This window comes from Sphingomonas yabuuchiae (genome assembly GCF_014199595.1).
In the GTDB taxonomy this organism is placed as follows: domain Bacteria; phylum Pseudomonadota; class Alphaproteobacteria; order Sphingomonadales; family Sphingomonadaceae; genus Sphingomonas; species Sphingomonas yabuuchiae.
This window is the reverse complement of sequence record NZ_JACHNX010000007.1, coordinates 115,644-135,018: the sequence shown is the minus strand read 5'-3', so window position 1 is coordinate 135,018 and position 19,375 is coordinate 115,644. Positions and strand designations below refer to the sequence as shown.

General features: G+C 65.7%; 20 protein-coding genes. 13 read left to right on the top strand and 7 right to left on the bottom strand.

Annotated features, from left to right (window positions below):
- The first annotated feature begins 121 nt into the window (after positions 1–121).
- Positions 122–1,696: a lysine--tRNA ligase gene (locus tag GGQ89_RS10730; RefSeq protein ID WP_184105770.1), complete on the top strand. Its 1,575-nt coding sequence runs from the start codon at positions 122–124 to the stop codon at positions 1,694–1,696.
- Positions 1,697–1,803: 107 nt separating this feature from the next.
- Here the strand turns inward: GGQ89_RS10730 and GGQ89_RS10725 are convergent, their stop codons facing one another.
- The gene (locus tag GGQ89_RS10725; protein ID WP_184105769.1) at positions 1,804–2,505 is read right to left on the bottom strand and encodes a dienelactone hydrolase family protein; all 702 of its coding nucleotides are present in this window, start codon (positions 2,503–2,505) and stop codon (positions 1,804–1,806) included.
- 70 nt (positions 2,506–2,575) lie between these two features.
- On the opposite strand from GGQ89_RS10725, the gene GGQ89_RS10720 reads away from it, so the two are divergent.
- From GGQ89_RS10720 to GGQ89_RS10695, 6 genes are all read left to right on the top strand, one after another.
- The gene (locus GGQ89_RS10720) at positions 2,576–2,800 is read left to right on the top strand and encodes a DUF6489 family protein (protein WP_042486898.1); all 225 of its coding nucleotides are present in this window, start codon (positions 2,576–2,578) and stop codon (positions 2,798–2,800) included.
- Positions 2,801–2,808: 8 nt separating this feature from the next.
- Complete coding sequence (gene mnmE / locus GGQ89_RS10715; protein WP_184105768.1) at positions 2,809–4,095, top strand: tRNA uridine-5-carboxymethylaminomethyl(34) synthesis GTPase MnmE; 1,287 nt, start codon at positions 2,809–2,811, stop codon at positions 4,093–4,095.
- Between the two features lie 81 nt (positions 4,096–4,176).
- Positions 4,177–6,012 carry a tRNA uridine-5-carboxymethylaminomethyl(34) synthesis enzyme MnmG gene (mnmG, locus tag GGQ89_RS10710; protein WP_184105767.1) on the top strand — a complete coding sequence of 612 codons (1,836 nt, stop codon included), beginning with the start codon at positions 4,177–4,179 and terminating at the stop codon, positions 6,010–6,012.
- Complete coding sequence (gene rsmG / locus GGQ89_RS10705) at positions 6,009–6,623, top strand: 16S rRNA (guanine(527)-N(7))-methyltransferase RsmG (RefSeq protein WP_184105766.1); 615 nt, start codon at positions 6,009–6,011, stop codon at positions 6,621–6,623. The genes mnmG and rsmG overlap by 4 nt, the downstream gene beginning before the upstream one ends.
- On the top strand, positions 6,620–7,411 hold the full coding sequence (locus GGQ89_RS10700; protein ID WP_056438807.1) for a ParA family protein: 792 nt from the start codon (positions 6,620–6,622) through the stop codon (positions 7,409–7,411). Before rsmG ends, GGQ89_RS10700 begins: the two co-directional genes overlap by 4 nt.
- On the top strand, positions 7,408–8,334 hold the full coding sequence (locus tag GGQ89_RS10695) for a ParB/RepB/Spo0J family partition protein (RefSeq protein ID WP_184105765.1): 927 nt from the start codon (positions 7,408–7,410) through the stop codon (positions 8,332–8,334). Before GGQ89_RS10700 ends, GGQ89_RS10695 begins: the two co-directional genes overlap by 4 nt.
- 188 nt (positions 8,335–8,522) lie before the next feature.
- On the opposite strand, the gene GGQ89_RS10690 is transcribed toward GGQ89_RS10695, so the two are convergent.
- Positions 8,523–9,191 (bottom strand): HAD family hydrolase, encoded by a 669-nt coding sequence (locus GGQ89_RS10690; protein ID WP_184105764.1) that lies wholly within the window; start codon positions 9,189–9,191, stop codon positions 8,523–8,525.
- Complete coding sequence (locus GGQ89_RS10685; RefSeq protein WP_184105763.1) at positions 9,188–9,847, bottom strand: YggS family pyridoxal phosphate-dependent enzyme; 660 nt, start codon at positions 9,845–9,847, stop codon at positions 9,188–9,190. Before GGQ89_RS10685 ends, GGQ89_RS10690 begins: the two co-directional genes overlap by 4 nt.
- Before the next feature lie 22 nt (positions 9,848–9,869).
- Between GGQ89_RS10685 and GGQ89_RS10680 the strand changes: the two genes are divergently transcribed.
- On the top strand, positions 9,870–10,421 hold the full coding sequence (locus tag GGQ89_RS10680; protein WP_240456424.1) for a thiamine phosphate synthase: 552 nt from the start codon (positions 9,870–9,872) through the stop codon (positions 10,419–10,421).
- 22 nt (positions 10,422–10,443) lie between these two features.
- Complete coding sequence (locus GGQ89_RS10675; RefSeq protein ID WP_184105762.1) at positions 10,444–10,923, top strand: hypothetical protein; 480 nt, start codon at positions 10,444–10,446, stop codon at positions 10,921–10,923.
- A 38-nt stretch (positions 10,924–10,961) separates the two neighbouring features.
- On the opposite strand, the gene GGQ89_RS10670 is transcribed toward GGQ89_RS10675, so the two are convergent.
- Entirely contained in the window at positions 10,962–11,654 is a 693-nt protein-coding gene (locus tag GGQ89_RS10670) for a hypothetical protein (RefSeq protein ID WP_076717783.1), read from the bottom strand.
- A gap of 248 nt (positions 11,655–11,902) precedes the next feature.
- Between GGQ89_RS10670 and GGQ89_RS10665 the strand changes: the two genes are divergently transcribed.
- Genes GGQ89_RS10665 through holA form a run of 4 tightly spaced genes read left to right on the top strand, consistent with a single transcriptional unit; the run spans position 11,903 to position 16,408 of the window.
- The gene (locus GGQ89_RS10665) at positions 11,903–12,337 is read left to right on the top strand and encodes a DUF3576 domain-containing protein (RefSeq protein ID WP_056439008.1); all 435 of its coding nucleotides are present in this window, start codon (positions 11,903–11,905) and stop codon (positions 12,335–12,337) included.
- A gap of 12 nt (positions 12,338–12,349) precedes the next feature.
- Complete coding sequence (gene leuS / locus GGQ89_RS10660) at positions 12,350–14,851, top strand: leucine--tRNA ligase (protein WP_184105761.1); 2,502 nt, start codon at positions 12,350–12,352, stop codon at positions 14,849–14,851.
- Positions 14,848–15,375: an LPS assembly lipoprotein LptE gene (lptE, locus tag GGQ89_RS10655; RefSeq protein WP_056438786.1), complete on the top strand. Its 528-nt coding sequence runs from the start codon at positions 14,848–14,850 to the stop codon at positions 15,373–15,375. Before leuS ends, lptE begins: the two co-directional genes overlap by 4 nt.
- A 13-nt stretch (positions 15,376–15,388) precedes the next feature.
- Complete coding sequence (gene holA / locus GGQ89_RS10650) at positions 15,389–16,408, top strand: DNA polymerase III subunit delta (protein WP_184105760.1); 1,020 nt, start codon at positions 15,389–15,391, stop codon at positions 16,406–16,408.
- A 184-nt stretch (positions 16,409–16,592) separates the two neighbouring features.
- On the opposite strand, the gene ribA is transcribed toward holA, so the two are convergent.
- The 3 genes from ribA to GGQ89_RS10635 all read right to left on the bottom strand — a co-directional run bounded on the left by ribA (position 16,593) and on the right by GGQ89_RS10635 (position 19,321).
- Complete coding sequence (gene ribA / locus GGQ89_RS10645; protein WP_184105759.1) at positions 16,593–17,642, bottom strand: GTP cyclohydrolase II; 1,050 nt, start codon at positions 17,640–17,642, stop codon at positions 16,593–16,595.
- Entirely contained in the window at positions 17,639–18,421 is a 783-nt protein-coding gene (locus GGQ89_RS10640) for an exodeoxyribonuclease III (RefSeq protein WP_184105758.1), read from the bottom strand. The genes ribA and GGQ89_RS10640 overlap by 4 nt, the downstream gene beginning before the upstream one ends.
- 267 nt (positions 18,422–18,688) lie before the next feature.
- Positions 18,689–19,321, bottom strand: a complete 633-nt coding sequence (locus tag GGQ89_RS10635; RefSeq protein ID WP_380773340.1) for a LolA family protein — start codon at positions 19,319–19,321, stop codon at positions 18,689–18,691.
- Positions 19,322–19,375 lie beyond the last annotated feature (54 nt).

Here is a 19,375-nt window from a genome sequence, read left to right as displayed (position 1 = left end):
CCATCTGTTCCACGTGGAACAGCACTCGCCCTGTGGATAACTCTGTGCATGAGTGACGAGCAGTCCGTGGAAATCGCAAAATACATTGTGCATCACGCCCCGGCTTGCCAGAGGCAAATCCATGACAGACGAACTCCGCTCCACCGCTCTCGAGTCCAAGGCCTGGCCCTATGAGGAGGCTCGCAAGCTCCTCAAACGCTATCCCGACGGCAAGCCGGGCGGTGCGCCGATCCTGTTCGAAACCGGCTATGGCCCCTCAGGCCTGCCGCATATCGGCACGTTCAACGAAGTGCTGCGCACCACCATGGTCCGCAATGCCTTCCACGCGCTGTCGGATCAGAAGACCCGCCTGATCGCGTTTTCGGACGATATGGACGGTCTGCGCAAGGTGCCGGACAATGTGCCGAACCAGGAAATGCTGCGCGAGCATCTCGGCAAGCCGCTGACCCAGGTGCCCGATCCGTTCGAGAAGTTCGACAGCTTCGCTGCGCATAACAACGCGCTGCTGCGCCAGTTTCTCGACCGCTATGGCTTCGATTACGAGTTCGCCTCGTCGACGGAGTACTATACGTCCGGCCGGTTCGACGATGCGCTCCGGCTGGTGCTCAAGCATTTCCAGGGCATTCAGGACGTGATGCTCCCGACGCTGCGTGCCGAGCGCCGCGCCACCTATTCGCCGGTCCTGCCGATCAGCCCCAAGTCGGGCATCGTGTTGCAGGTGCCGGTCGAGGTGATCGACGCCGAAGCCGGGCTGATCGCCTTCGAGGACGAGGGCGAGCGGATCGTCCAGTCGGCGCTGGGCGGCCTGTCCAAGCTGCAATGGAAGGTCGACTGGGCGATGCGCTGGGTCGCGCTGGGCGTGGATTACGAGATGGCGGGCAAGGACCTGATCGACTCGGTCACCCAATCGTCCAAGATCGCGCGCGTACTCGGCGGCCGTCCGCCCGAAGGCTTCAACTATGAGATGTTCCTCGACGAGCATGGCGAGAAGATTTCCAAGTCCAAGGGCAACGGCCTCAGCCTCGACCAGTGGCTGACCTATGGGCCGGAGGAGAGCTTGGCCTTCTTCGCCTATCGCGAGCCGAAAAAGGCCAAGCAGCTGCACATGGGCGTCATCCCGCGGGCGGTGGACGAATATTGGCAGTTCCGCGTCAACTACCCCAACCAGTCGCTCAAGGAGCAGCTGGGCAATCCGGTCCACCATATCCATGACGGCAAGCTGCCCGAGGGCGAGCTGCCGGTGACGTTCGGGCTGCTGCTCAACCTGGTCGGCGTGATGGGTGAGGCCACCAAGGAACAGGTCTGGGGCTATCTCGCCAATTACGTTCCGGAAGCGTCGGCGGAGAAATATCCCGAGCTCGACCGGCTGATCGACCATGCGCTGGCCTATGCCCGCGATTTCGTGGCGCCGACGCTCCAGCGCCGCGCGCCCGAGCCGCATGAGGCGGAAGCGCTGCGCCAGCTGGATGCGCAGTTGGCCGCATTGCCCGAGGGCGCGACCGCCGAGGACATCCAAAATATCGTCTATGAGATCGGCAAGACCAACGCCTTCCCGTCGCTGCGCGACTGGTTCAAGGCGCTGTACGAGACGCTGCTGGGCTCGGCGCAAGGGCCGCGTATGGGCAGCTTCATCGCGCTTTACGGTGTGGATAACAGCCGCAAACTGATCGCCGAGGCACTGGCCAAGGCGGCGTAAAGATACACCCTCACCCTTCCGGTGCTTCACGCCTCCCTTCCTCTCCCAATGGGAGAGGGAAGGGGCCCACCCGCAGCGCGGGTGGGAAGGGTGAGGGTGGTGCCTATTTAGCGGAGATGCTCCGCGAAGAACGCCATGGTGCGTTCATCCGCCAGCTTGGCGGACTCATCCGAGCGCCGCTGACCGAACTCGGTTGCGAAGCCGTGATCCTCACCGGCATAATCAAAGAGCGTGACCTTGGGGTGATCGTCCAGCCCCTCATGCATCCGCGCTTGCGCGTCCTTGTCGACGAAGTGATCCTCCTGTGGAATGTGGAGCAGGACCGGCTTGGCGATGGCGTGCTTCTCGCCCAGCAGGCCGTCGATGCCGACGCCATAATAGCCGACACTGGCATCCACATCGGTCCGCGCGGCGGTCATGAAAGCCAGTCGCCCGCCCAGGCAATAGCCGACGACGCCGACCTTGAAGTCCGCGCCATGCTCGTCGCGGATCGCCTTGATCGTCGCCTCGATATCGCGAATGCCGCCGTCCTGGTCGAACTGGCCCATCAGGTCGAGTGCCTGTTGCATCTCGTTGGGGACGTCGGGATCCAGCTCGATGCCGGGGGCGATCTTGTGGAAAAGATCGGGGGCGACGGCCAGATAGCCCGCCTCGGCCAGCGTGTCGCATTTGCGGCGGATGCCCGCATTCACGCCGAAGATTTCCTGGATGACGATGATCGCGGCGGTCGGCTGACCCTCCGGCTCGGCATAATAGGCGTTGAACTGGCCTTCGCCGTGGGTGGCGGCGATGGTCTTGGTGGCAGTCATGCGGGTCTCCTGTGGTCGTCGCGACGATAACGCCTTATGCCGTTCTTGGTCGCGTGATGGAGGATGGCGCATGAAAGTGAATGTGGAAATCGACTGCACGCCCGAAGAGGCGCGCCGCGCCATGGGCCTGCCCGACCTGACGCCGATCCATGAACGCTATGTCCAGATGATGCTCGACACGATGCAGTCCGGCGTGAAGCCCGAGATGATCGAGGCGATGATGCGCAACTGGGCGCCGATGGGCGAGGCGAGCATGACCATGTGGCGCCGCATGTTCGAGGGGCAGAAGGGCTGACCCTGAGCATGACCGACACGATCTTCGCCGTCTCCAGCGGACAGCCGCCCGCCGCCATCGCGGTGATCCGCGTCAGCGGCCCGGCGGCCTTTGCAGCCGCCGAGCGGCTGGGCGGACGGTTGCCCGAGGCGCGTCGCGCGAGCCTGCGGACGTTGAAAGATGGGGCGGGGGCGGTACTGGATTCGGCGTTGCTGCTGTGCTTCCCCGGCCCGGCGACGGCGACCGGTGAGGATCTGGTCGAGTTGCATTGCCATGGCGGTCGTGCGGTGGTCGCGGCGGTCGAGCGGGCCTTGGCAGGACAGCCGGGCGTTCGCCGTGCCGAGCCGGGCGAGTTTACCCGTCGCGCCTTGCTGAATGGCCGGATCGATCTGGCCGAGGCGGAAGGGCTGGCCGATCTGCTGGAAGCACAGACCGAACGCCAGCGCCGCGCTGCGATCGGTGCGGTCGAGGGGCGGGTGAGCCAAGCGGTGCGCGGCTGGATGGATCGGCTGGCGATGCTGTCCGCGATGATCGAGGCAATGCTCGATTTCGCCGAAGAGGATGACGTGCCGCTCGATCAGGCCGCGGTGGCGCGGATCAAAAGCGAGATGCACGATCTGGCCATCGTGATGCTGGAGGTGGTCGAGCGGCCGCCGGTCGACCGGCTTCACGACGGTATCCGCGTGGTGCTGGCCGGGCCGCCCAATAGCGGCAAGTCGACTTTGCTCAACCTGCTGGTCGAACGCGAGGCGGCGATCGTCTCGCCGATCGCGGGCACGACCCGCGACCGGATCGAGGCGAGCGTGGTGCGCGCCGGGGTGGCCTATGTGCTGACCGATACTGCCGGACTGGCCGAGGATACCGATGACGTGATCGAGGCGATCGGCGTGACCCGTGCGCAAGAGGCGATCCTTCAGGCGGATATCCTGTTGTGGATGGCCGACACGCCTCCGCCGCGTCGCGATGCGATTTGGCTCCATTCGCGGGCCGATCTGCCAGGGCGGGAGAGGCTGCCCGAGGGGCGGCGGCTGGCCGTGCGGCGTGATGAGGGTAGCAGTGTGGCCAGCGTCTGGGACGCGATTGCGGACACCGCCACCGGACTGTTGCCGCGCGAAGATACGATCGGATTCAAGCGGCATCAGCAGGACCAATGCCGCCGCGCCGCCAACGCGCTGATCGCCGCGCCAACCGATGACATCCTTTTGATTGCGGAAGAATTGCGGGTCGCGCGACAGGCGCTGGCGGAAGTGCTGGGCGTTAGTGCGACCGAGACGATGCTTGATGCCCTGTTCGGGCGCTTCTGCCTCGGCAAGTGATTGTTCCACGTGGAACGTTAAGCATAGAATGTTGGTGGGGATCGCTTTGACGCTGCCCGGTCCTTCCGGTAGGGCGGGGGCATGTTTGATGTCGTAGTGATCGGTGGTGGTCACGCGGGAACCGAGGCCGCTGCGGCGGCTGCGCGCCGGGGTGCGCGGACGGCCCTTTTGTCCTTCGATCGTCATGGCCTGGGCGCCATGTCCTGCAATCCCGCTATCGGCGGATTGGGGAAGGGCCATATCGTGCGCGAGGTCGATGCCTTTGATGGGCTGATCGGTCGCGCGGCGGATATGGGCGCGATCCATTACCGCATGCTCAACCGCAGCAAGGGCACCGCAGTCCAGGGGCCACGGGTACAGGCGGACCGACGGCGTTATGCCGGGGCAATCCAGGCGATGCTCGCAGCGCAACCCAATTTGACCATCGTCGAGGGTGAGGCCGAGGCTCTGGTTCTCGACGGCGATCGGGTCGAGGGGGTGCAGCTGGCCGACGGTACGATCCTGTCGGCCCGTGCGGTGGTGCTGGCGACCGGGACCTTCCTGGGCGGACGGCTGTTTCGGGGCGAGGAGCGGCATCTGGGCGGTCGCATCGGCGAGCGCGCTGCCACTCGCATGGCCGAGCAGTTGCGCGCGCTGGGCTTGCCGATGGCACGGATGAAGACCGGCACGCCGCCGCGTCTCGATGGCCGCACCATCGACTGGGCCAAGCTGGACGAGCAGCCTTCAGATACCGATCCCTGGACCATGTCGCCGATGACGGCGGCTCGGCCGCTGCCACAGATCGCCTGCGCGATCACCCGGACGACCGAGCAGACTCACGCGATCATCGCGGCGGCCTTCCACCGCTCGCCGCTGTTCACGGGCGCGATCGAGGCAAATGGTCCGCGCTATTGCCCATCGATCGAGGACAAGATCAAACGCTTCGCCGACCGCGACAGCCACCAGATCTTTCTGGAGCCGGAGGGGCTGGACGATCCTTTGGTCTATCCGAACGGCCTGTCGACCTCGCTACCGACCGATGTGCAGGAAGCGATGATCGCCTCCATGCCGGGGCTGGAGAGGGCGGTGATCACGCTGCCGGGCTATGCCGTCGAGTATGATCATATCGATCCGCGTGCCCTTGATGCGCGGCTGGCACTCGGTGCTCTGGCGGGGGTATTCTGCGCCGGTCAGATCAACGGCACGACCGGCTATGAGGAAGCGGCGGGGCAGGGACTGATCGCCGGGCTGAACGCCGCGGCCCATGCCTGTGATCTGCGGCCTGTCATCCTCGACCGGGCATCGAGCTATCTTGGCGTGATGATCGACGATCTGGTGTTGCAGGGCGTGACCGAACCCTATCGCATGCTGACCGCGCGCGCCGAGTATCGTCTGTCGTTGCGGGCGGACAATGCCGAGACACGGTTGGGCGACATCGCCGAAGCGGCCGGGTGCCTCTCGGAGCAGCGGCTGGGCCATCGGCGGCGGCGGCAGGAACAGCAGGCCACGTTGCGCGAGCGGTTGTCCGTGGTGCGTACCGCGTCCGATCTGTCGCGCAGCGGTGCCGCGATCGCGCAGGATGGCGCGCGGCGGACGGCTTATGAATGGCTGCGTTTCGACGGTGTGACGCTGGCGCATGTTGCGCCCGACGCAGCGGAGGGTTGCGATCCGGCGGTGGTGGCCGAAACACTGGAGGACGCGCGTTACGCGCCTTATGTCGAACGACAGGCGGAAGAAGTCGCGCGGCTCCGTGCGGATGAGCAAATCCGGTTGTCACCTGCGCTCGACTATGCCGCCATCCCCGGCCTGTCGCAGGAGATGATCGACCGGCTCAGTCTCGCACGCCCCGCCACCTTGGCGGCGGCATCGCGTATTCGCGGCATCACGCCTGCTGCCCTGTCGGCAGTGCTTCTCTACGCTCGAAAGGTCGCCGCATGAACGAGGATCAGGCCCGCGACTGGGCGGTGCAGCGGTTCGGGGAGGATGCAGCGGCGCGGATCGACTGGTTCCTCGACCGTGTGGTTGTAGAAAACGACCAGCAGAACCTCATCTCGCCTTCGACCATCGGCACGATCTGGAGTCGCCATGCGGTCGACTCGGCACAGCTGATTCCTCTGGCCGATCGGGCTGATGGCCAGTGGATCGATATCGGTACGGGCGGCGGCTTTCCCGGCATGATCGTCGCTATCACCTGGCCTGGGCGGGTCGCACTGGTCGAGCCGCGCAAGAAGCGGGCGGAGTTCCTACAGGAATGCGTCGACGGGCTGGGCATGGGGGACCGGGTGACGGTCCATGCTTCGAAGATCGAAACAGTACCGCTTCGGGCCGACATTATTTCTGCTCGCGCGGTGGCGACAGTCGAAAATCTTTTGCGCGCAGCCGCCCACTGCGGCAAACAGGAAACGCGGTGGCTGCTCCCGCGCGGCCGCCTGGACGAGCGCGAAATCAAGACCCTTAAGCGGCAATGGCGCTTCGTGTTTCACGTGGAACATAGTATCACCTCGGCGGAATCGTCGATCGTGATCCTCGACCGAGTAGAGGCCCGATGATCTGCGTTGCCATCGCGAACCAGAAGGGTGGGGTGGGCAAGACCACCAGCGCCATCAATCTTGCCACCGCGCTGGCGGCTACGGGGCTGAACGTCCTGCTGATCGATCTCGATCCACAGGGTAATGCCTCGACGGGGCTGGGTATTCCCAACAGCCAGCGGATGTTCTCCAGCTATCACGTACTGCTGGGTGAGGCGCGGATCGACGATGCGGTGGTGCATAGCCAGGTGCCGCGTCTGGACGTCGTACCTGCCACGGTCGACCTGTCAGGCGCCGAGCTGGAGCTGGTCGATTTCGAGAATCGCACGCATCGGCTGGACCATGCGCTGCGGCGGACGCAGGGCAACTGGGACATCGTGCTGGTCGATTGCCCGCCCTCGCTGGGACTGTTGACGATCAACGCCATGGTGGCGTCCGATTCGCTGTTCGTGCCGCTGCAATGCGAGTTCTTTGCGCTGGAGGGGCTGTCGCAGCTGCTGACCACGGTCGAACGGATACGCGCGCGGTTTAATCCGGGGCTCGCGATCCTGGGCGTGGCCTTGACGATGTATGACCGGCGCAACCGGCTGACCGACCAGGTGTCTGCCGATGTGCGCGCCGTTTTGGGGGGTGTAGTGTTCGATACGGTGATTCCGCGCAACGTCCGGCTGTCGGAGGCGCCCAGCCATGGCCTGCCCGCGTTGATCTATGACCATCGCTGCGTCGGCAGTCAGGCCTATATCGCGTTGGCCCGCGAACTGATCGCGCGCCTGCCGCTCGGCCACCAGCCGGGAGCCGCGGCGGCATGAGCAGCGAAACCACGGCAAAGCGTCCGCGTCCCGGTCTGGGTCGCGGTCTCGGCGCGCTGCTCGGCGATATCGCGCGTGAAGCGCCGATCCGGCCGGGCGATCAGCCGACGCCGGGGGGCGTGCGGATGCTGCCTGTCGGCTCGTTGCAGCCGCATCCCGATCAGCCGCGCCGCCATTTCGAGGAAGCCGCGCTGGACGAACTCGCCGCCTCGATCGCGGCGCGCGGACTGATCCAGCCGATCGTCGTGCGCCCGCACGGCAAGGACTATCAGATCGTCGCGGGCGAACGCCGTTGGCGTGCGGCCCAGCGCGCGCGGTTGCACGAGGTGCCGGTCGTCGTCCGGGACTTCGACGATGCCCAGACGCTCGAAGTCGCGCTGATCGAAAATATCCAGCGGCAGGACCTGAACGCCATCGAAGAAGCGCAGGCCTATCAGCGGCTGGCGGGCGAGTTCGGTCATACCCAAGAAGCGCTCGCCAAGATCGTCCACAAGTCGCGCAGCCATGTCGCCAATCTGCTGCGCCTGCTCGAACTGCCCGATACGGTGCAGGGGCAGGTGGTCAGCGGCGCGCTGTCGATGGGCCATGCCCGTGCGCTGCTGGGCGCGAACGAGGTCGAGGCGCTGGCCGATCAAGTCATCGCGCGCGGCCTGAGCGTTCGTGAGACCGAGAAGCTGACCCGCGAAGCCAAGGGCGGCGGTCGCAAGGGATCGGACGAGGGCGAGAAGGGCGCCGCCAAACTGCCGCCGGGGCAGGACGCGGCGGATGCCGATATTGCCGCCCTGGAAGGACAGCTTGCCGATCTGCTCGGCCTGTCGGTGCGTATCGCGCATGGCGAGAAGGGGGGTACGCTGACCCTCAGCTATTCGACGCTCGATCAGCTGGACATGGTATGCCAGCGCCTGACAGGTGAGGGTATTTGAAAGGGATACGCCAGCATCCTTTTAGGACCGGCGCAATTTTCCTTTGATTTTTGAGGGGGGCTTTATTCCCCCTTCCGTTCACGCTCAGCGAAGTCGAAGCGCACATGCGGTGCTATGCGACAAGGTTTATTCCCATGGCCTTCGACTTCGCTCCGGCTGAACGGAGGTAGGTTTGAGGGCTATCGGCCTCAGAACCCCAATTCGTGGCGGACGTCCTCATAATCCTGAGCGATCGCGGCGACGCCGATGTCGCGCAGTCTCTGGTCATGGCCGATGGCGCAATGCGTGCCCATGCACATGCCGATGACATGCCCGCCGCTCGCCACCGCACCAGTCGCGCCGACGGGGGAGTCCTCCAGGATCGCGCAATCCTCGATCCGGACGCCCAGCCGCTCGGCCGCATGGAGATAGAGGTCGGGGGCGGGCTTGCCGCGCGTGACATGCTCGCGGCCGCTATAGATATGCTCGCCGAACAGGTCGCGCAGGCCGATATGGCGCAGATGCTGGTCGATCCAGACGGTCGGGCTGGATGAGACGATCGCCTTGGGAAAATCGGCGGGGAGCGACTTCACGAACGCCACCGCGCCACCGATCGCCGCCACGCCCTCGGCCATGGCGCGAACATCCTCGGCCCGGCGTGCTTCGTAGAAACTCTCGGGCAGGGTGTGGCCGATACGCCCCTCGATCGTCGCGATGAAGTCCTTGCCCGCCAGCCCCATATAATGGTGCATCGCTTCCTGTGGAGAATGCGGGTGGCCGTTGGCGGTCAGCCATTCGGCGAGGTGGCGATTGCCTTCATATTCGCTGTCGATCAAGACACCGTCGAAATCGAACAAAAGGGCGGCAAAGCGGCTCATGCGCGCGCTCCGAACAAGGCGCTGCCGATGCGGACATGGCTGGCACCGAGCATCGCGGCGACCTCATAATCCTCGGACATGCCCATGCTGAGCTTCGCCAGCCCCAGTTCGCGCGCCATCTTGGCGAGCAAGGCGAAATAGGGGGCGGCGTCCAGCCCGTGCGGCGGGATCGCCATCAGGCCGATGATGGGAAGGCCAGCGCTGCGGGCCGCCTCCAGCATCGCAGGGGTCTCGGCGATGGCACAGCCGCCCTTCTGGTCCTCGTCGCCGATATTGACCTGAAGGAAACAGTCGGGCCGCTTTCCGCTCTTGTCCATCGCCTCGGCCAGCGCAGCGATCAGCGAGGGGCGGTCGACCGTGTGGATCACATCGAACAACGCGACCGCATCGGCCGCCTTGTTCGATTGAAGCTGGCCGATCAGGTGAAGCGCGACGCCCGGATAGGCCGCGCGAAGGTCGGGCCATTTGGCGGCGGCCTCCTGCACCCGGTTTTCGCCGAAGACGCGGTGTCCGGCCTCCAGCAGCGGGCGGATCGTGTCGGCATCATGCGTCTTCGACACCGCGATCAGGGTCGGGGTCGCGTGCTGTCCGAGCTTCGCGGCGTGCTGAAGCTGGGCGGAGACGGTGGCAAGGCGGGAAACGCTGTCGTCGGTCATGCCCGGCGCTATAATGCCCCCGATGGCCGACCGATACCCCGTGACATGGCTGATGACCGACGAGCGGCTGGGGGAGGGGCTTTGGGCCGCGTTGCGCAGGCTGCCGCCCGGATCGGGGGTGGTGTTCCGTCACCACGCGACGCCCCCGGCCGAGCGGCGTGCCATTCACCGCCGGGTCCGGCGAATCGCCAAAGCGCGGGGGCTGGTTCTGCTGATCGCGGGAGGCGGTTTGCCCGGCGATGGTGTGCATAAGGCAAGGCGGGGCAGGGGGCTGCGAAGCTGGCCCGCGCATCATCGGGCGGAAGCGGTGGCGGGATGGAAGGCCGGGTCCGACCTTTTGTTCGTCTCGCCGGTCTTTCCCACGCGTTCGCATCCGGGCGCTCCGGCACTGGGCTTGGCAAGAGCCATGCGAATCGGACGCGGGCTAGGCCTGCCGCGAATCGCATTGGGCGGGATGAATGCGCAGCGCTTCCGCCGGTTGCGCGGGGTGTTTCAGGGCTGGGCCGCGATCGATGCCTGGAGTTCGTCCCATCCCATGTGCTCGTCATTAAACGGTCGTGCAGACACGCGATGATGGTCGAGCGAGGAGAAACGTCATGGTGGTTTTGCTGGTTCTGGCCGCCTTGGCCGAGCCGACGCCGATTCCTGCTGGGCTGGCCGCCTATGTCCGCGACCAGAAACTCACCCGGTATGATTATGCGCTCCATGATCTGAACGGGGACGGCCGACCCGAGGCGTTGGTCTATGCTAGGCAAGCACGCGAGGATGGCCAGGACGTCAGCTTATGTGGCTCGGGTGGGTGCGATCTGACGATCCTGACACTGACGCCGACCGGTTATCACGCTATATCCGATATCAGCATCACGCGTCCGCCCATCCGCGTTCTGAACAGTGGTACGAAGGGTTGGCATGATCTGAGCGTGCTGGTCAGCGGCGGTGGCATCCTGCCCGGCTATCGCGTGCGTTTGCGCTTCGATGGGAAAAGCTATCCGACCAATCCCAGCGTCGCGCCTACCCGACGTTTGAAGGGGCAAGAGCCAGCGGGGGTAACCGTGATCGACGTCAAATCAGACTGACGGGAAATCCATGCCGAGTCCGCGGTCAACAGCAGGAATCAGAAGCGGAAGGCCGTTCCCAGATAGACTGCCTGGCTGTTGCGGCGATCGTCGTCGATCCGGGCCAGACGCTCACGATCCGAGCGATAGCGCACACCCGCCGTCACATCGAGATTGCGGGTCAGCGAATAGGACCCGCCCATGTCGAGCGAATAGCTGGACGGCATGTCGATCATCTTCGGTGCGCCGTCGATCGGGCGGTCGGTCGAGGCCTTTACGCGGCCAGTGAAGCGACTCGCGGTATAGCTGACCGCCACATCGGCGCTCTCGCGGCTGCCCGGCAGCCCGGCCAGATCGACACGCGCGATATCGCCCGACAGCGCGACACGCTTCCAGCCGACTGACACGCCCAGATTATAGGAGATCGGGGCCAGGCCGACAGTCGGCGCGGTGTTGGCGGCGACGCGTTCCTCGTTGGTGCGGCTGCTCTGCGCGCGCACCGCGACGGTCACGGGGCGGTTGACGCCGCGCTGGCTCTCCGCCGGGGTGAAGCGCAGGTCACCCGCATCGAGTCCACTCTTGGCGAAGATGGCGGCAAGCCGGGGGTCTGCGGCGGACGGGGTAAAACCGCCACGGCCGAGCAGGCTGAATCCCCGTGGCTTGACCGGGTGCTTATTCTGGTCGACCGCACCGATAGCGGGCGCGACCATCGCGGTCGTGGCGGCGAGCGCCCCGATTGCGATTCCGATCACGATACGCCCGAACGACACGGTCCACCCCTTTTATGAGACCCTTTTGCAAGATTGCTCCTAACATGGAATCGGTCGTGAGCGATCCCATTGTTACGCCCATGATCGCGAATCTTGTCCGAGTGTTGCGCAACCTCCACAGAATCGGTCGCATCGTCCATGATGTCCGGCGCTTGCCGGGGTGTCGGCACCCCTGTAGAGGCTATAGGCAACCCTTATTCCCGTCCTTCATCGCAGTCAGGATAATGCCGATGCTTCGCCGTTCCGCCACCGCGTTCGCGGTAATCGCCGCTTTGTCGCTCGGCGCCTGTGCCGGCAAGAAGGAACGCCCACAGGGCGATCTGGCCGCGTCGAAGATCACCACGATCGGCGTCAATTCCTATCTGTGGCGTGCCAGCCTCGACACGCTGAGCTTTATGCCGCTGGCCGAGACCGACTCCAACGGCGGCGTCATCGTCACCGACTGGTACGTCAATCCGCAGGTCCCGACCGAGCGGATGAAGGTCACCGTCACCATCCTCGACCAGGATCTGCGCGCCGATGCGCTGCGCGTGACCGCCCTGCGTGAAGTCAATCGCGGCGGCCAGTGGGTGGAGGCGCCGGTGCAGGCGGCCACCATCCAGAAGCTGGAAGACATCATCCTCACCAAGGCGCGCGACCTGCGCCGCGCCTCGATCACGAAGTAAAAGACGACCCGAATGGCCTCGCGTTACAATGCCCTGAAATCGGATTCGACCTGGCAGCGGATCTGGGAAGAACGGCGCACCTTCGCCGCCGACGACCACAGCCCCAAGCCCCGGTCCTATGTCCTTGAGATGTTTCCCTATCCGTCGGGGCGCATCCATATGGGGCATGTCCGCAACTATACGATGGGCGACGTGCTGGCGCGCTATCGCCGAATGATCGGGCATGAGGTGCTCCACCCGATGGGCTGGGACGCGTTCGGCATGCCCGCCGAGAATGCCGCGATGGAAAAGGGCGTCCATCCGGGCGGCTGGACCCGCGACAATATCGCGACGATGAAGGCGCAGCTGAAGCGGCTGGGCTTCGCGCTCGACTGGACGCGTGAGATCGCGACCTGCGAGCCTGATTATTACGGGCATGAGCAGGCGCTGTTCCTCGACCTGTACGCAGGCGGCCTGGTCTATCGCAAGGAATCGGCGGTCAACTGGGACCCGGTCGACATGACCGTGCTGGCCAATGAGCAGGTGATCGACGGGCGCGGCTGGCGCTCGGGCGCGCTGGTCGAGAAGCGCAAGCTGAACCAGTGGTTCCTGAAGATCACCGACTTCGCCGACGAGCTGCTGGAGGGTCTGACGACGCTTGAGCATTGGCCCGACAAGGTGAAGCTGATGCAGGAGAACTGGATCGGCCGCAGCAAGGGGCTCCAGTTCCGCTTCGCCCCCGTCGCGCCCTTCGCGACGCCGATCGAGGTCTATTCGACCCGTCCCGACACCATCTTCGGGGCGAGCTTCGTCGCGATCGCGGCGGATCACCCGATCGCGCGCGAACTGGCCGAGACGAACGCGGAGGCAGCCGCTTTCATCGAGCGTTGCAAAGCGGGCGGCACGACCGCGGCCGAGCTGGAAACCCAGGAAAAGCTGGGCTTCGACACAGGCTATCGGATGCAGCATCCGATGGACGACGGCATCACCTTGCCCGTCTATATCGCGAACTTCGTGCTGATGGATTACGGCACGGGCGCCGTCATGGGCGTGCCCGCGCATGACCAGCGTGACCTGGACTTCGCACGGAAATACGGCCTGAGTGTCACGCGCGTCGTCGCCGATGGCGATGTCACCGCGCCGGTGTTCGAGGGCGACACCGCCTTTACCGGCACCGGACGTCTGGTGAACTCCGGTCCGCTTGATGGCATGGATGTCGAGGCCGCCAAGGCCGCCGTCATCGCCCGTGCCGAGGGCGAAGGCTGGGGCCAGGGCCAAACCGTGTACCGCCTGCGCGACTGGGGCGTCAGCCGCCAGCGTTACTGGGGCACGCCGATCCCGATCATCCATTGCGAGGATTGCGGCGCGGTGCCGGTGCCGAAGGACCAGTTGCCGGTGACGCTGCCCGAGGATGTGACTTTCGACGTCCCCGGCAATCCGCTCGATCGCCATGCGACGTGGAAGCATGTCGACTGCCCAACCTGCGGCAAGCCCGCCCGGCGCGAAACCGACACGCTCGACACCTTCGTCGATTCGTCCTGGTATTTCATCCGCTTCGCCAGCCAGCCCAAGGATCGCCCGTTCGACCCCGAGGTGGTGAAGCAGTGGCTGCCGGTCGGGCAATATATCGGCGGCGTCGAGCATGCGATCCTGCACCTGCTCTATGCTCGCTTCTGGACCCGCGCCTTGAAGCATATCGGCCTGATCGACGTGGCGGAGCCCTTTGCGGGCCTGTTCACCCAAGGCATGGTCACGCACGAGAGCTACAAGTCCTCGGACGGCCGCTGGCTCGCACCCGGCGAGATTCGCGACGGCATCGAGATCGCGACCGGCCAGCCGATCACGGTCGGCCGCGTCGAGAAGATGTCCAAGTCCAAGAAGAACACTGTCGATCCCGAGCCGATCGTGGATCAGTACGGCGCGGACGCGGTACGCTGGTTCATGCTGTCCGACAGCCCGCCCGAGCGCGACCTGCCCTGGTCGGAATCGGGCATCGAGGGTTCGTGGCGTTTCGTCCAGCGTCTGTGGCGTCTGTTCGACGGTTCGGAAGTGGCCGAGGGCGAGGACAAGGCGCTCTCGCGCAAGCTGCACCAGACCATCGCAGGCGTCGCGGCGGATATCGAGGCGCTGGCCTTCAACAAGGCGGTCGCCAAGCTGTACGAGCTGGTCAACGCCATCGAAAAGGCCAAGCCGTCGGCGGCCCGCAACGATGCGATCCGCACCACCATGCTGCTGGTCGCGCCGATGGTCCCGCACATGGCCGAGGAAGCCTGGGCGGGCATGGGGCAGGATGGCCTGATCGCCGACGCCGCCTGGCCGTCGGTCGACGAGAGCCTGCTGGTCGAGGACGAAGTCACCGTCGCGGTGCAGGTCAACGGCAAGCTGCGCGACACGCTGACCGTCGCCAAGGGGTTGCCCAAGGATCAGTTGGAGGCCACCGCGCTGGCGTCCGAGAAGATCGTCCGCGCGCTCGATGGCGCGACCCCGAAAAAGGTGATCGTGGTGCCCGACCGTCTGGTGAACATCGTCGCATGAACCGCACGTTTCCCCTGATCGCTGCCGGTCTGGCGCTGACGCTGGGTCTGTCGGGCTGTGGGCTGCATCCGCTCTATGCGGGCGGCGGTTCCGGTCCGGTCGCGAATGCCCTGTCGCAGATCGAGGTCGCGCCGATTCAGGGGAAGGCGGGCTGGCTGATGGCCAATGCGCTGAACGACCGGCTGGGCGGCAAGACGGGGACCGCGCGTTACCGGCTGGACGTGAAGCTGGACGACCAGATTCGTGGGCTTGGCGTGCGGCGCGACGACTCGGTAGTGCGTGAACGGCGTATCCTGCGCGCGCGCTATCAGCTGGTCGATCAGACGAGCAACGCGGTCCTGGTCGATTCCACTGCCGGATCGGATGCCGGGATCGATGTGGTCCGCTCCGAATATGCGACCATCGCGGCGGAAAACACTGCGCTGGAGCGGCTGTCGGTGATCGTTGCGGACGAGATCGTCGCGCGGCTGGCCACCTATGCCCGGTCGCGGCCCGGCGAGGCGATGGTACCCGCCCGCCCGTGAAAGCGCATCGGTCGTGAAGGCGAACGCCAACCAGATCCGACAGGCGCTGGGGCGTCCTTCCGCCGATATCCGCCTTTACCTGCTCCATGGCCCCGACGAGGCGGGGGCGGGCGAACTGGCGCGGATCCTTGCCAAGGCGATGGGGCAGGATGCCGAGCGGATCGACCTGGATTCCGCCACGCTGAAAAGCGATCCCGCCCGCCTGACCGACGAAGCGGCGGCCATGTCGCTGTTCGGCGGCCCGCGCCATATCCGTATCGCCAGCGTCGGCGAGGAAGGGCTGGCGGCGTTTACCGCGCTGCTGGAGGCCGAGTCGGCGGGCAATCCGGTCGTCGCCATCGCTCCCACGGTCAAGACGACCGCCAAGATCGTGAAACTGGCGCTCGACTCGCCGCGCGCGATGGCGTTCGGCTGCTATGCGCCCACCGCTGCCGATGCGGAGCGACTGGCGACGACGATCGGGGGCGAGATGGGCTTGCGGCTGGCGGCGGGGGTGCCGACGCGGCTGGTCGAAGCGGCGGCCGCCGACCGGTCGGTGATGATGCGCGAGTTGGAGAAGCTGGCGCTTTATCTCGATGCCGCGCCCGATCGCCCGCGCGAGGTCGATCACGCCGCGATGGATGCGATCGGCGCCGATCTGGGCGAGGTCGAGATGGGTGATGCGGTTGAGGCGGTGGTCGAGGGACGCGTGGGCGATCTGGGCGGCGAACTGGCGCTGCTCGATGAGGGCGGGGCCTCGCCCATTCCCTGGTTGCGTGCGCTGGCCCGGCGGCTGGTCGCGCTGGCCGAGATGCGGGCCGATGTCGATGCGGGCGAGCCGGTCGACGCGGTGATGAAGCGCCACCGCGTCTTCTTCCGCGACGAGGCGAAGACCGCGCGTGCGCTGCGTCGCTGGACCCCCGCGATGCTGGCCCGCGCGATGGCGCGAATCCGGGCGGCCGAACGCGCGGTAATGGCGCCGGGCAATGCCGGATCGGTGCTGGCCGAGGCGGAGGCGACGATCATCGCCCAAGGGATCGCGCGGCGGGGGTAAGGTTTAGAAGAAGATATGATGTTCGCGCGGGGGCGCGGAGAACGCAGAGGTGTCTGGCTTGCCGCGACAGCGGCCCTCTCATCGCAACCGCAGTGAAAGCAGTTTCACTTAACCGCGAGCGATTCATCTCCGCGCCTCCGCGCCTCCGCGCGAACCATTCTTCTGAAAGAGCGCGACGCGCTCCTTAAAGCTGGTGTCCCGTCCGATCGCGCTTGGTCGCGAGATAGCGTTCGTTATGCGGATTGGGCGGCAGGCTGTGCGCGACCCGCTCGATCACCTGCACCCCTGCGGCTCCCAGTCCCGCAACCTTGGCCGGATTGTTGGTCAACAGCCGCACCTTGTCCTGCCCCATCAGGGTCAGCATCCGCGCCGCCACGCCGAAGTCCCGCGCATCGATCGCGAAGCCTAGACGCGTGTTGGCGTCGACCGTGTCGAAGCCCTGATCTTGAAGCTGATAGGCGCGCAATTTGTTGACCAGCCCTATCCCGCGCCCCTCCTGCCGCAGATAGAGCAATATGCCCCAGCCCGATGTCGCAATGGCATGGATCGCGGCATGAAGCTGCGGCCCGCAATCGCATTTCAGGCTGCCCAGCACATCGCCGGTCAGGCATTCGCTGTGCAGTCGGACGAGCGGCGGCTGGCCGTTGGGCTGGCCGATCAGCAACGCGACATGCTCGCCCGCGGCATGGGGCGAGCGGAAGGCGACGATCTCGGCATCCTCTGCTCCCGCCACGGGCAAGCGGGCGCGGGTGGCGATAGCGAGCGCCTCGGCATTTTCATGCGCGGCGATGTCGGCGAGCGAAATCTCCGCCTCGACACCGGTACCGCCGACGAAGAAGGCGGGCAGCATCCCGGCAATCCGCGCGAACCGGATCGCCGCCGCCGCGACCGCCGGGTCGGGAAGGGGGAGCGCGCGGAACGGGCCTTTCAGCGGGGTCGCCAGATCAAATTGCGGATCGGCCAGGGCGGTCGCGGCGGCGAAGTCGACCCAGGGCGCACGCTCGACCAGCACGGCGGCGTCGGGATCGGCCGCGTCCAGCTGGTTGGTCAGCTTCAACGTCGCCGCGCGGCCCGCCGAGATCAGGACGGGCGCCTGGTCCTCCGGATCGAAGGCCGCGAGGCGCAGCGGATCGGCCGTCTCGACCGCCAGCAGCGGCTGGCCCGCAATCGCGATCGGCCAGCCGCGGCGCAGCGCATCGATCGCGCGGGCCGCCGCTTTGGGATCGGCGCTCAAAAATCGAATTCCGTCATGATCGGGATATGGTCGGAGGGTTTCAGCCAGCTGCGGCACGGCTCAAACACCTGATGCGCCACCGCCTTGTCCGCCACGTCGCGCGTCGCCCACATATGGTCGAGCCGCCGCCCGCGATCCGACGCCGCCCAGTCCTTCGCGCGGTAGCTCCACCAGGTATAGAGCCGCTGCGGCGCGGGGATGAAGTGACGGCCCAGATCGACCCAGTCGTTCGACGCCTGCAACCTCGCCAGCGTCTCCACCTCGATGGGGGTATGGCTGACCACGTCGAGCAATTGCTTATGGCTCCACACGTCCGATTCGAGCGGGGCGATATTGAAGTCGCCGGTCAGGATCGTCGGGCAGTCGAGCTTGCCCGACCATTCGATCATACGACCGAGGAAATCGAGCTTCTGGCCGAATTTCGGATTCACCTCACGGTCGGGCACGTCGCCGCCCGCCGGGATATAGACATTCTCCAGCCGCACGCCGTTCGGCAGGCGGATGCCGACATGCCGCGCCTCGGCATTGGCCTGCCAGTCGAGGCGGTCGTCCTCGGCGATGGGCACGCGCGCGACGATCGCAACGCCGTGGTGCATCCGCTGGCCGTGGATGATGATGTGATCATAGCCGAGCGAGCGGAACAGCTCGAAGGGGAAGTCGTCATCGACGACCTTCGTCTCCTGAAGACACAGCACATCGGGCGCGGCTTCCTTCAGGAATTGCTCGACGATCGCGGCGCGGAAACGCACCGAATTGATGTTCCAGGAGGCGATTTTCACGGGATGCGATGTAGCGGGGGCAGGGGAGTGAGACAAGATTACCTGCCCCGCATTCCTCCCCTTGCAGGGGAGGAATAATGGGAGTTCAGAAACGGAAAGGCCCCCGCTCCGGGGGCATGGAGCGAGGGCCGACCTAGCGTTCGTCACGCAGGCGGGATGAGGGTGCCCGTCCGAGCAACAGGGGGGAATCTCGAAGGCCCCTCAACCGCAACGCCTTGATAGGGCGGCGAACCTGTCGCCCGGATGAATGAAACGGTCCGCCGGCGTTCAGTTACGCGCCGCCGTCCTCCGGGGATCGTTAAATCGGAACGCCTTGTCGTCCACCGGCACGCCGAAACGCTGGTTGGACAGGCGAATCGTCGTGCGGTTGTTCTGGCTGTCGAGCGCGACCCAGCCCTGCATCATCAGCCCGCCCGGCGCGGCGGCATCGCGGGCGAAGACCAAAGTGATCTTGCCATATTCGGGATGCTTGGGATCGTTCGCCTCGACCGAGAGCAGGCGCGGGTCGGCGCTGGGCACGACCTTGGCATAACGGCCGATGTCGCGGCTGGGGTCGAGCAGCACGCCCAGCGGCGAGTTCTTGATCGGCCAGCGCTGCACCTGCTTGACCGAATAATCGATGAAGGTCAGCGCGCCGCCATCGGCGACGATCAACAGGGGCACGCCCTTTTCATATTGAAACCGAATCTTGCCCGGCTTCTTCATGGTCAGCGTGCCGGTCAGCACCTTGCCCGCGCGGTCGGTCTGGGTGAAGTCGGCGGTCATCGTCTGCACCGATTGCAGGTGACGCTGCACCGCCGCCAGATCGCCATTGGCCTGCGCCAAGGCGGGCACGGGGGCGGCGATCATCGCCATGGCGGTCGGCGCCAGCAGGGCGGACGCCATCATCGAACGGATCATCAAATCACTCCTTTGGGCACGCCTGTCCTTGCGCGCCGCCTATTGAACGGGTCG